This is a genomic window from Acinetobacter rongchengensis, assembly GCF_003611475.1.
GTDB lineage: Bacteria > Pseudomonadota > Gammaproteobacteria > Pseudomonadales > Moraxellaceae > Acinetobacter > Acinetobacter rongchengensis.
The window spans coordinates 24,452-36,209 of the sequence record NZ_RAXT01000034.1 but is presented as its reverse complement, the minus strand read 5'-3'; the positions used below and the strand labels follow the sequence as shown (position 1 = coordinate 36,209).

Genomic DNA, 11,758 nt, shown 5'->3' with positions numbered 1-11,758 from the left:
AGATTATGTATTTTTCCCAGTGATTGCAGGGCCGAATGCTTTACCTGTTTTGGCAGGAAATGCGATTGCCAATGTGATCCGTAGTTTATGGGCATCGGCAGTGATTTTTAATGGTCATTTTACCGAAGATGCTGAAACTTTTGAGGCGGATAATACTGAAAATGAAACACGTGCAGAGTGGTATTTACGTCAGATTCGTGGTTCGAGTAATTTCACAGGTACGGATTGGCTGCATATTTTGAGTGGAAATTTAAGCCATCAAATTGAGCATCATTTATTCCCAGATATGCCTGCCAATCGTTATTCTGAAGTTGCACCTAAAATTAAAACTTTATGTGAAGAATATGGTATCAACTACAATGAAGCCAACTTTTTGCAACAGTTTTGGAGTGTATGGGTGCGCTTGGCGAAGTGTTCTTTACCCAATAACTGGACCTCGACGATTACGCAGTCTTTGCAAAAGGTGAAGGGAATTTTTGCTTAAAAGAGGATTGAGTTGGTTGTATTATTTTGTTTAAGCAAAGTTATTAAATATCAAAATTTAGAAGCCTAATTTATGTAAATTGGGCTTTTCCTATGAGTGTTACTGATTTCAATTACCTTTCTACATTAATTTTTTAGATAACTCGGAAAATGTTAATATAGCTTTCGACAATCATTATCTAGAATTTTGGTACCAAAATGTTTCTTATGATGCTTTTTCAGCTTTATCTAGTCCAATATCTTCAATTGTTCCTTTTGCATCGGGACTCAGAAATATTTTGTTTTAAAAATAAGCAATTAACTGATTATTTTTTTATTTATGAAAGAGGCTTATTATTGATTTAAAATATCAGCATTCTTTTGAACGACTATTGCTTATACTAAATTTTTTTAGTGAATTATTTTGACTTAAACATAAATAGTTTATAAATTCATATTGTCTAAAGGTTTTTCCTTTTTGTAGTTCAACTTGAATATATGTTTCTAAAAAATGTATCAAACATTGAAAATTCTTTAGATTCAAGAATCTCCTTAGGTTTCAGTGAGCAAATACTCTCATTATTTACAATTTCATATTGAAAATAACGGACTCTTTTTTCTTTACAGCCAATTGAAAATAATGATAGTAAACAAATACTAAGTATATTAATACTTTTGATAATTATTGGCCATTTTATAATTTAATAGATATATCTTTATTTGAGCACTTATGTAAGTTGAATATTATAAACCAAATATTTGTAAATTAATTATTCTTAACTAAATGTGGATTTAATTCTTATTTTTATATAAAAAAGGGTTGAATTTAATTAGTATAAATTATAAATATGTAATATAAACAACAATACATTATTTTTAAATCAATACGTTCAAAAAAACTACTTCTCTTTGTATTTTCTATGATTATATCATTTTATACATATCTTATGTAAATCCTGTTTAGATAAATTTAACTTTATTGTGTTATTAATAATACAAGAGTAATTTCTTAAATTATACTCTTGTACTGATGAAGTATAATCTAATTCAATTGCTATATCAGATTGTATAATTCCTTCCCCTAGCTCATTTTTAAAATTATCTAAATCAGAACAAAATAAGTATTCTGTTGTGTTTTTATCGATTTTTAAATTTTCGCTAATGACCTTACCAGTTGAATTTCTTACTTCTGGAAATAACCAATTTATTTTATTGGATTTTTCCACTATTTTATTTTTTATCGCACATATTTCTTTATCAAATATTTTATATTCAAAGGTTTCTTCATATTTTTTTTTACAACCAATTAAAGAAAATAATATGATTGATAAAATAAGAAAATTATTTTTCATTTTTTATATCACAATAAAATATAAAGTTGATGCTATTGTCGCAATTGGATTGTCTAATGCTATACCTTTAAGTTTGAACCCACTTGGGTCATTGATTATCGGATGCATTAAGTCTTGAATATATTTTTTCCAAGATGGGCTGGAATATTTTCTCCAATATGCACTAAAATTTTTTTCACTAAAACCAGATAATATTCCAAAGTAATCGGACACAATAGTTGCTTGTTGTTCAAAATTAAAATCATTAAAATTTGAACCATGTTTAAGTTGATATGAATATGCATCATAAATATTATCAGGAATAATTCTATCCAATGGCTGTAAAATTAAACCTCTCTTTATCAAATTTAGTCCTTTTTGATGTTGCCACACATGTGTCATTTCATGAATAAAAGTCATTTTTGATATTATTTTAAAATCACGACCATTTCCAACATTTGTATTACCATTAAATTGGGGATTAGCAAAGTCATTTTGATAAACGTCAGTTCCTGTTAAATTTTCAGGATAATAAGGACTTCCATGTGGCGTAACGGGTACATCTTGTTTAGGTAAAAAAGCTTTATTTATTATTTTAACTTTACTGTAGTCTATTGAATCTTTAAATATTTTCTGACACATCGCTATTTCGCCAGATGTTAAAGATCGATATTTTTTTGATTCATCTTCTCGAATAATAACTTTTGATTTTGCAACAGTGTTCGTTGTAATTTTATCGGTTACGAATCTTATAACTGATTTTCCTGAAGGTAATTCAGGCATGTTGGGCAATTTGAATCCTGGTACGTCTGGTAAATGTAAATCAGGCACAATTTTAAAATTCATTATTTATGCTCCACAAGAACAAGATTCATTGCAACTACTATCAATGAGGATATCAATAGTGACTACTTTTAAAACTTCTTTTGTTTTTAGTCTTTCGGTATTCCCTTCGTTATCAGTTATTCCTTTATGTGTAGAGCCATCCTCAAAAGTGACGATATACTCAACATTTGTATAAGGTTCACCATTTATGTTTTCTAACTGTATTTGCTCATCATAAGTTTGATTTGGTTTACTAATAAAGTTATTGGTTAAAGAGGCTATTTGGGAATTAGAACTGCTATTTCCCGTCCCACGATCCATAACCACAAGATCGGAAATTTTTATAAATTTTGCCCCGCACGTTGAAGTATCATTCGCAACGACGATACTTTTACCATTTACAGTCATAAAGCCTTGGTTGGATGCGATCGCTTTCGATTGGACTTGGCATTTAGGGCAATAGTGTGTCATCCCATCGAGATGTACGGCTTTACCTTCAATTATAAAAGAAGAATCACCAAGAATAATGATTCCACCATGATCCGTTTTACAGCCGACTGTGATAAATGCTTTCATTTTTATTTTGTATTTTTAATTAATAATGTGCTTATTAAAGCACAATCAATATTAAATCTGAACTTAAAATTGTTTTAATTTATGTGTCATAATAAGTAATTGAAAATAATGTGAAAACCTATATCAATTGCACTACACCATAGCTTAACTTTAACTTAAGCTCAAAAGACTGGCCATCTACCAATTTTAAAAACCATCCTCTTGTAACAAAACCATCTCTCTCGCATCTGTTATACTTATGCGCAATATTTTTAAATCCCATAAGGATAAACCATGCGTATCGACCAACGTGCATTAGATCAATTACGTGATGTTAAAATTACCCGAAACTACACACGTTATGCGGAAGGTTCTGTATTGGTTGAATTTGGTCATACAAAAGTGCTGTGTACAGCGAGTATTGACAATTCAGTACCACGTTTCCTCAAAGGTCAGGGGCAAGGTTGGGTGACAGCTGAATACGGTATGTTGCCACGTTCTACACATACGCGTAGCGACCGTGAGGCAGCACGTGGTAAACAATCGGGTCGCACACAAGAAATCCAACGTTTAATTGGTCGTAGCTTACGTGCGATGGTGGATTTGAAAAAATTAGGTGAAAACACCATTACGATTGACTGTGATGTGATTCAAGCGGATGGTGGTACACGTACAGCGGCGATTACTGGTGCAGCAGTTGCATTAATCGATGCAATGAATGTATTGCTTGAGAAAAAGAAAATTAAGCATGATCCGCTAAAAGGTTTAGTTGCTGCGGTTTCAGTGGGAATCTATGCAGATGAAGTCTTACTTGATCTTTGTTATGAAGAAGATTCTAACTGCCAAACTGACCTAAATGTGGTTATGACGCAAGCTGGTGAATTTATTGAAATTCAAGGGACAGCTGAAGACAAACCTTTTACACGTGCGCAATCAAATGCAATGCTTGAAATGGCCGAAAAGGGGATTCAAGAATTAGTTAAGAAACAAAAAGAAGCACTTGGTTGGTAATACAAAAGCAATTTAAGTGGTGGTCAAACGCACTCTAGGGTGCGTTTTTATTTAGAAAATAATTGTTTCTCAATATAAATAGAAGAATGGATAAAATACTACTGAATCTTGATGTGAATTTTCCTCTGGTTTAACGGTGCTTAGTTACATCGTGGTCAAAGAGTCAGCATGATAAATACAACAGCAATTGCGTGATGTTACTGATTTAAGTTTCAAGTCATGTAGTGTGGCTACGAGATACAAAACTCATCAAAAGCCGTATTGGTTTTCATACAACTTGTTCAAACCATCTAAAAAGGGATCAATTAAGCTATTTGCAATTTAAATATAAGTCTCGGTGTAAATATGCAAATTCTGATTTTCCTTTTTGCCATGATTACTTTTGTGTTAATGGCCAGTGATCCTCGCTTAGACCGATTGGATCGACAAGATACAACTGCACAAAATTCACAAAAGACTGAACATTTTCAACAAGATTTGAAAAAAGCCGATCGTGAAGAATCGGCCTGAATTGTGTTAGCTTTCAGTTTTGGCTTGTAAGAGTTGATAAGTAAAATTCTTCCCATTCAACACATCCATATTCATGTCTTTATATTGTTGAAGAATTTCAGCTGAGTTGAAGTCACAAGCTTTTTGCGTTTGAGTGCCTGTTTGGTGAACTGTTTTATAGCAAGAATTCACTTTATCAACAAAATTATAATAAGGTGAAAGAGGTACATGCGCTGCTGCTAAAACTCTTGGTGCAAGGAAATGTGCCGCAACAAATTGACCTTGAAATTGCTTTTTATCAATCGGGAAGTTTGCCCAAACAGCCAAAGGCGTTTCAAAGAAACGCACATTTTTTTTCTCCGTTTTTTCTTGCTCAGACTTGAAGAAACCATACTCATCATAAACTTTTTGCAAGTTGGGTAAATGGTCTCCGAAGAAAATCACAATGGTTGGGCGATCGAGCTGTTTTACATTTTCAATCAATGTCTTGAATTTGTCATCGGCACGTTGCATACCCGTCAAATACGTATTTAATGCACGTTTACTGCTATCACTGATTCCTTTTTTATTGATTTTAAAGTGATCTTTACCAAAACGATCATCACTGTACATCGGATGGTTTTCAACACTAATCGCATAAATAAACTGTGGCTTATCGGTATTTTTGAGCTGATTTTCAATACTGTTATAAATCAAATCATCTGTTGCCCAACCTGCCGCATTGATGTATTTCGCGCGATCAGCCATGTTGATCATATTTTCAATCGAGGTAAAACGATTAAAACCTAAGTTGTGATAAACAGCGCTACGGTTATAAAAATATTTCCCGTTATTGTGCATTGCTGTCGTTTCATAACCTAAGCTATTTAAATACATGGGTAATGAATAGGTTGGGCGTTTTAATTTAGATACATAAGCCAATTCATTATGATTTAAATAAGTATTTAAGCTGGTTAAAACTTCAAATTCAACATTGGCTGTACCACCCCCAAAACTTGGTGATAGCAAGCTAGACACCTGATTTTTGTTAATCGTTGGTGTGATATTTCGTGGAATACTTTTATCAAGTTGCGTGGCATCCCAATGTGATTCACTCATCACAAATACAATGTTGGGTAATGGTTGCGGTTCAACTTTTTTATTATTTTCAGACTTTGCCTGTTGCGCAGGCAAATTGTCATGAGCAATTGGCTGATAAAATGTAGCAACTTGTTGTTCAGGAATCACTTCAGTTTGAAAAATTTTATTATTCAAACTATCCACAGATTTCGAAAAGAAAAAGGTCGAAAAACCTAAATATTTAATGGTGAGGTGATCACCGATCCAATCACCACGGGTATTGGGTAAATATTGTGTATATTGGCAAATGGAGTCTTTTTTCGCATTGGCGCAAGATTCACTAAAATTATTTTTAAAATTTGCAGTCACAAAAAAGCCAAGAATTGCCACCGACAAAAGACTATTGGTCAACCATAATGGTTTTGTGCCAAGTTTTTCTTTTTTATAAATGAATACAAATAGCGCAATAAAAACAGCAATACTGGCAAATACTGCAATTTTTAGAAAAATGGGCGAAGCAATAAAGGTTTCTTTAAATAATAGAAAGTCGCTTGGAACCAAGCTTGCTGAAAGGTATTGTTCTTTTTTGATATTGATAAAGGTCAATAAAAAAATAATGAACTGACTCAATAATATCGTGGAAAAAGTCTTTCTTAAAATTAAGTAAAATAAGCTGATAAAGGCATAGTTCAATAGAATTGAAAAGCCATATTTAAATAAGCGTGGTTTTAAGTAGATGTCACGTAACTGAAAGAAACGCGTGATATCTTCTTGGTATAAGAAAAAAGCAAATACAGATAAAAAAGCGACAAGTAAAAACAAAACTTGTTGTTTCAAAGTCTTCATTGGCTTAATTTCAGAGATGATTTGGAATGGACAATAATTATAGGCTTATCTACAAGGTTTTTCTATGCATGTATTGCTTATTTTGTAAGCATTATTGAGTGAAAAAATTAAGAAAAGATAAAACTTGAAAATTAGAACTATAAATAAGCAATATATCCATGATCTTAATTTTGTCATGATTGTGAATATGACTAAGCAATTTAGATTAGCCATAACTCAGCAGTGATAATTCACTACGGAGTTATGGCTTTATTTTCTTTAATTAATTAAGCATTAAAACGCATTGATAGATCAATTGCTTTTACATCTTTAGTCAATACACCCATCGAAATGTAATCTACGCCTGTTTGTGCAACTTCACTTAAATTCTCAAGTGTAATATTACCAGATGCTTCAAGTTTGCAACGGCCTGCGACATGTTTAACAGCATCGATCATTTGTTGTTGACTAAAATTATCTAGCATCACGATATCAGCTTTGGCTTCAATCGCTTGTTCAAGTTCATCCCAAGTTTCGACTTCAACTTCAACAGGTTTACCTGGTGCAATTTGGTGTGCTTTGGCAATTGCTTGTGCAATACTGCCTGCCGCCATAATGTGATTTTCTTTAATTAAAAAGGCATCAAATAGACCTAAACGATGGTTTTGTCCGCCACCAACAGCAACTGCATACTTTTGGGCAATACGTAAACCCGGTAAGGTTTTACGTGTATCGAGTAGTTTGGTTGATGTACCTTCAAGATATTTGATGTATTCAGCCGTTTTAGTGGCTACAGCAGATAACGTTTGTACAAAATTCAAAGCAGGGCGCTCAACCGTAAGCAAACTACGTGCAGAACCCGCGAGTTTATAAATAGCTTCATTGGCTTTGACTAACTCGCCATCATTTTTTAACCATGTAATTTGTACAGATGGATCATAGGCTTGGATCAGTGCATTGACCCATGGTTGACCTGCAAGGATCATGTCTTCACGGGTAATAATTGTTGCTGTAGCCTGCTCATCTTCGGGTGTAAGTAGGGCGGTAATATCCCCCTCACCGATATCTTCTTGCAAAGCTTGTTGGATATTCATTTGAATCGATTGCTCAAGCAATGCTTTTGAAATACTCATGGAAAATCCCTTTCGGTTCATCCTAAAATTTGTGCGATATATTAGCATTGTCATTGCAAGTTTGAAGAAGTTTTTATTTTATACAGATCGGAGTAAACTAAATTCAAAGCTTTATTTGGTGAAATCGTCAGATTGACATTAAATAAATAGATTGAAAATAGACGGTTCTTTAGGAATAACACATGCAGTCAGCAGCACTATTTCAGGTTGAAAATGGGCAACTTATTGGCGCAAGACAAGTCCCATCTCCGAATTATAATCAACGACCTGAACATTCTGAAATTCAACTGATTGTCATTCATAATATTAGTTTGCCTCCTTCGCAGTTTGGTGGTGGTTATATTGAACAATTTTTTCAGAATCAATTGGATTGGTCGTTGCATCCCTATTTTCAAACCATTCAAGGGATACAGGTTTCTGCCCATTTACTGATTTTAAGAACGGGTGAAGTCTTACAATTCGTCAACTTCAAAGATCGTGCTTGGCATGCAGGGCGTTCGAGTTATTTGGGTAAAGTTGAATGTAATGATTATTCGATAGGCATTGAGCTAGAAGGCAGTGATGATACTGATTTTGAAGACATTCAATATCAAATATTGGCCGATGTAGTTGCAAGTTTGCAAAAAGCTTATCCTAAAACAGATCAACATTTGGCAGGGCATTCTGATATTGCACCAGGGCGTAAAACCGATCCAGGACCACATTTTCAATGGCAATATTTTAGAGAAGCGCTTGCTCAGAAAAAATCCAAAGCAAAATAAACATTTGTTTATGATTTAACAACCCAATTTTAAGAATATTTAATTACAATAGCGACTTTATTTTAACTAGGTGAATACGATGGCGCTGTGGCGATCCACCTTTATTGTTAGTGCAATGACCATGTTGTCACGAGTCTTAGGATTAGTTCGAGACATGGTTTTGCTTAATGTGTTTGGTGCAGGTAAGGATTTTGACACATTTGTTGTCGCATTTCGTATTCCTAACTTTTTTAGACGTTTATTTGCTGAAGGGGCTTTTTCTCAGGCCTTTATTCCAGTATTAACTGAATATAAAACCACTAAATTACATGCAGAAGTACAAATTCTAATTAGTCGGGTTTTTGGCTGTTTGCTCATGGTGATGTCTTTGCTGACTTTGGTTTGCATGATCATTGCACCTGTGATTTTGTATGTTTATGCGCCCGGTTTCCACAATGATCCTGCTAAATTTGATCTTGCAGTAGATATGTTCCGGTTAACCATTCCTTATCTGATGTTTATGTCGTTAACAGCGTTTGCCAGCAGTATTTTAAATAGTTATGGTTCGTTTGCTTCACCTGCATTTTCTCCAGTTCTGTTAAATATTGCCATGATTGTCGGCGCGTGGTGTTTTGCGTCAAATCTTGAACAACCGATTATGGTCTTGGGTTGGGCTGTTATTGTGGCAGGGGTCTTACAACTTGCGATTCAGATTCCTGAACTGTGGAAGAGAAAATTACTGATTCCACCCAAAGTGGATTTTAAACATGAAGGCGTTGATCGTATTCTCAAATTAATGTTACCTGCGCTGTTCGGTGTATCGGTGACTCAAATTAATTTATTGTTGAATACCGTTTGGGCATCATTCATGCAAGATGGCTCTGTATCATGGCTGTACAGTGCGGAACGTATGACGGAGCTACCTTTAGGTTTGATTGGTGTGGCCATTGGTACAGTGATTCTGCCATCATTATCGATGAGCAAAGCTGAACAAGATCAGGCTAAATTTAGAAAAATGCTCGATTGGGCTGCTCGTGTGATTGTACTGGTCGGCGTTCCTGCAAGTATTGCATTGTTCATGCTTTCTACCCCGATTATTCAGGCACTTTTCCAACACGGTGCATTTGATGCTCGAGATACAGAAATGACAGCACTAGCATTGCAATGCATGAGTGGTGGCGTGCTTGCATTTATGCTGATTAAAGTGTTTGCCCCAGGGTTTTATGCGATTCAAGATACTAAAACACCTGTACGCGTCGGTTTAATGGCGGTTGCAGCCAACGCTATTCTCAACGTAGTATTTCTTGGTTTGTTTAAACTGATTGATTGGCAAGCTCAACATATGGCATTGGCGATTGCATCGTCAGGCTCGGCATTGGTCAATGCGGGGATGCTTTATTTCTATTTACATAAGCGTGATATTTTTAGATTTGGCGCACATTGGAAGAAATTATTTATCCAATTTTTAATTGCAAATTTGGCCATGATTGCAGCGCTTTGGTATGCGATGAATTGGTATGATGGCACGCTTTCACAATGGCTTCGCATTCTTGAAGTGATTGGATTATGTGTTGTGGGTATTGTTGCTTATGCGATTGCGCTATTCGCTGCAGGATTTAGACCTAGACAGTTAAAACATTAAAAAGCTCCTACTTCAAAGTAAAAAACATCGCAATAGCGATGTTTTTTTATGATACTTGATTTGTTTTATGGGAGAACTTTCAAAAGTTCAACATCAAAAATCAATGCGCTGTTAGGCGCGATGGCATCACCTGCACCGATATCACCATAAGCCAATTTTGCAGGAATAAAGAAGCGGTATTTCGCACCTTCTTTCATAAGTTGCAAGCCTTCAGTCCAACCTTGTATCACTTGGCTGAGTTGAAATTCAATCGGCTCATTACGTGCGATTGAGCTATCAAAAACCGTACCATCCAGTAATCGCCCTTCATAATTTACCGATACTTTGGATTTTACAGTAGGGGATTGACCTGTGCCTTGTTGAAGAATCATGTACTGTAGGCCACTAGGGCGAGTGATTACACCTGATTTTTTGGCATTTTCAATAAGAAAATCTTCGCCTTTATGTGCATTTTCATCTGCTAATTTTTTAAATTCAAGCATTTGTTTGGCTTCGCTTTTTTGCTTATATTGCGCCAAAGCTTTTGCCATTTCTTCATCAGTCAGTGTGGCTTTTTGTCCGGAAAACCCTTCTTTAATGCCTTGGATAAAAGCATCTAAATTGATGTCTTTTAATGTTTCAGCATTGGTTCGCCCCATGACATAACCATAGCTATATCCAAGCTGATCTTGTTGTGAGCTTTTATTGTTAATTGGTGCTGCAAAGCTTGTCGTACCGATAAGAGCAATACCGAGTGTAATGAGACTTTTTTTCATAATTCATATCCAAAAAAGGAGAGCATAGCTCTCCTTTTCTCATCATTATTTCACTTTAATCAGTTCAACATCGAAAATTAGTGTGCTATTTGGTGGAATTGTTCCAGGAACACCTTGCTCACCGTAGGCTAGTTTTGCAGGAATATACAACGTTGCTTTGCCACCTTCTTTGATCAACTGTAAGCCTTCTGTCCAGCCTGGAATCACTTGATTTAAAGGGAATTCCACTGGTTGACCACGATCATAAGAACTATCGAAGACTTTGCCATCAAGTAATTGTCCTTTGTAATGGACAGTAACTTGCGAGTTTGCAGTTGGCTGTTTGCCTGTACCTTCTTTGGTTATTTTATATTGAAGACCTGATGCAGTGGTGATAACACCAGATTTCTTTGCATTTTCAGACAAGAAAGAATCATTTGAAGAAGCGGTTTCTTTGGCTTGTTGTAAGTGCTTGGTTTGCATTTCTTTTTGGAATTCAACATAAGCCGCTTGTAATTCTTGATCTGTATAAATACGTTCTTTCTTGGCATGACCATCACGAACACCTTTGATGAATGTATTTACATCGACTTCAGGAGGTGTTTGACTTGCAACTTCATAGCCGAGAGCATAGCTGATTTTTTCTACAGGTTTTGCATCTTTTGACATTGAACTGCTGTTTGCATCAGCTGGATGTTGAGATGCATAATAAACAGGTACAAGCGCAGCACCACCTAAAATTACAGCAACTGCGATGGGTAAGGCTTTACTCATAAAAATTCCCAAATTTTAATCTTTTAAGAGGCTAATTTGATTATTAGCATAAACTCAACAAGCATATAACGTCTTCATCATAAACGATATAGTTATCTGATGATGACAACTAAAAATATACAGAGATGTAAGTATGAAAAAGCCAGATTTTAATCTGGCTTTTCGTTACAAACGCATC

Annotated in this window: 12 protein-coding genes; 5 read left to right on the top strand and 7 right to left on the bottom strand. The window is 34.9% G+C overall.

The genetic code is table 11. The features are described 5' to 3' along the window. On the top strand, nucleotides 1-484 hold a 484-nt coding region (locus D7V20_RS13525; protein WP_171407826.1), incomplete at its 5' end, for a fatty acid desaturase. Nucleotides 485-1,391: 907 nt separating this feature from the next. Here D7V20_RS13525 and D7V20_RS13515 read toward each other — a convergent pair. Genes D7V20_RS13515 through D7V20_RS13505 form a run of 3 tightly spaced genes read right to left on the bottom strand, consistent with a single transcriptional unit; the run spans nucleotide 1,392 to nucleotide 3,194 of the window. After that, on the bottom strand, nucleotides 1,392-1,814 hold the full coding sequence (locus D7V20_RS13515; RefSeq protein WP_120384722.1) for a hypothetical protein: 423 nt from the start codon (nucleotides 1,812-1,814) through the stop codon (nucleotides 1,392-1,394). A 3-nt stretch (nucleotides 1,815-1,817) separates the two neighbouring features. Continuing rightward, nucleotides 1,818-2,639 (bottom strand): hypothetical protein, encoded by an 822-nt coding sequence (locus D7V20_RS13510; protein ID WP_120384721.1) that lies wholly within the window; start codon nucleotides 2,637-2,639, stop codon nucleotides 1,818-1,820. A 3-nt stretch (nucleotides 2,640-2,642) separates the two neighbouring features. Next, a complete protein-coding gene (locus D7V20_RS13505; RefSeq protein ID WP_120384720.1) occupies nucleotides 2,643-3,194 on the bottom strand; it encodes a PAAR domain-containing protein in 552 nt (183 codons plus the stop codon). Nucleotides 3,195-3,467: 273 nt separating this feature from the next. On the opposite strand from D7V20_RS13505, the gene rph reads away from it, so the two are divergent. After that, nucleotides 3,468-4,184: a ribonuclease PH gene (gene rph, locus D7V20_RS13500; RefSeq protein ID WP_120384719.1), complete on the top strand. Its 717-nt coding sequence runs from the start codon at nucleotides 3,468-3,470 to the stop codon at nucleotides 4,182-4,184. Nucleotides 4,185-4,529: 345 nt separating this feature from the next. Next, entirely contained in the window at nucleotides 4,530-4,694 is a 165-nt protein-coding gene (locus tag D7V20_RS19865) for an ABZJ_00068 family colistin stress protein (protein ID WP_171407825.1), read from the top strand. A gap of 6 nt (nucleotides 4,695-4,700) precedes the next feature. On the opposite strand, the gene D7V20_RS13495 is transcribed toward D7V20_RS19865, so the two are convergent. Further along, complete coding sequence (locus tag D7V20_RS13495; RefSeq protein WP_120384718.1) at nucleotides 4,701-6,578, bottom strand: LTA synthase family protein; 1,878 nt, start codon at nucleotides 6,576-6,578, stop codon at nucleotides 4,701-4,703. A gap of 266 nt (nucleotides 6,579-6,844) precedes the next feature. Continuing rightward, nucleotides 6,845-7,690 carry a carboxylating nicotinate-nucleotide diphosphorylase gene (gene nadC, locus D7V20_RS13490; protein ID WP_120384717.1) on the bottom strand — a complete coding sequence of 282 codons (846 nt, stop codon included), beginning with the start codon at nucleotides 7,688-7,690 and terminating at the stop codon, nucleotides 6,845-6,847. 182 nt (nucleotides 7,691-7,872) lie between these two features. On the opposite strand from nadC, the gene ampD reads away from it, so the two are divergent. Further along, the gene (gene ampD, locus D7V20_RS13485) at nucleotides 7,873-8,451 is read left to right on the top strand and encodes a 1,6-anhydro-N-acetylmuramyl-L-alanine amidase AmpD (RefSeq protein ID WP_120384716.1); all 579 of its coding nucleotides are present in this window, start codon (nucleotides 7,873-7,875) and stop codon (nucleotides 8,449-8,451) included. Between the two features lie 70 nt (nucleotides 8,452-8,521). Next, nucleotides 8,522-10,072, top strand: coding sequence for a murein biosynthesis integral membrane protein MurJ (gene murJ, locus D7V20_RS13480; protein ID WP_171407824.1), 1,551 nt, complete (start codon nucleotides 8,522-8,524; stop codon nucleotides 10,070-10,072). 65 nt (nucleotides 10,073-10,137) lie between these two features. On the opposite strand, the gene D7V20_RS13475 is transcribed toward murJ, so the two are convergent. Together D7V20_RS13475 and D7V20_RS13470 are read right to left on the bottom strand one after the other, a co-directional pair. Then, a complete protein-coding gene (locus D7V20_RS13475; protein ID WP_120384714.1) occupies nucleotides 10,138-10,827 on the bottom strand; it encodes an FKBP-type peptidyl-prolyl cis-trans isomerase in 690 nt (229 codons plus the stop codon). 45 nt (nucleotides 10,828-10,872) lie between these two features. Beyond that, complete coding sequence (locus D7V20_RS13470; RefSeq protein ID WP_120384713.1) at nucleotides 10,873-11,580, bottom strand: FKBP-type peptidyl-prolyl cis-trans isomerase; 708 nt, start codon at nucleotides 11,578-11,580, stop codon at nucleotides 10,873-10,875. Nucleotides 11,581-11,758: the final 178 nt, after the last annotated feature.

Coding starts and splice junctions, on each gene's coding strand:
- D7V20_RS13470 (WP_120384713.1), bottom strand. CDS start 11,580: ATGAGTAAAGCCTTACCCATCGCAGTTGCTGTAATTTTAGGTGGTGCT.
- D7V20_RS13515 (WP_120384722.1), bottom strand. CDS start 1,814: ATGAAAAATAATTTTCTTATTTTATCAATCATATTATTTTCTTTAATT.
- rph (WP_120384719.1), top strand. CDS start 3,468: ATGCGTATCGACCAACGTGCATTAGATCAATTACGTGATGTTAAAATT.
- D7V20_RS13510 (WP_120384721.1), bottom strand. CDS start 2,639: ATGAATTTTAAAATTGTGCCTGATTTACATTTACCAGACGTACCAGGA.
- D7V20_RS13495 (WP_120384718.1), bottom strand. CDS start 6,578: ATGAAGACTTTGAAACAACAAGTTTTGTTTTTACTTGTCGCTTTTTTA.
- nadC (WP_120384717.1), bottom strand. CDS start 7,690: ATGAGTATTTCAAAAGCATTGCTTGAGCAATCGATTCAAATGAATATC.
- D7V20_RS13505 (WP_120384720.1), bottom strand. CDS start 3,194: ATGAAAGCATTTATCACAGTCGGCTGTAAAACGGATCATGGTGGAATC.
- ampD (WP_120384716.1), top strand. CDS start 7,873: ATGCAGTCAGCAGCACTATTTCAGGTTGAAAATGGGCAACTTATTGGC.
- D7V20_RS13475 (WP_120384714.1), bottom strand. CDS start 10,827: ATGAAAAAAAGTCTCATTACACTCGGTATTGCTCTTATCGGTACGACA.
- D7V20_RS19865 (WP_171407825.1), top strand. CDS start 4,530: ATGCAAATTCTGATTTTCCTTTTTGCCATGATTACTTTTGTGTTAATG.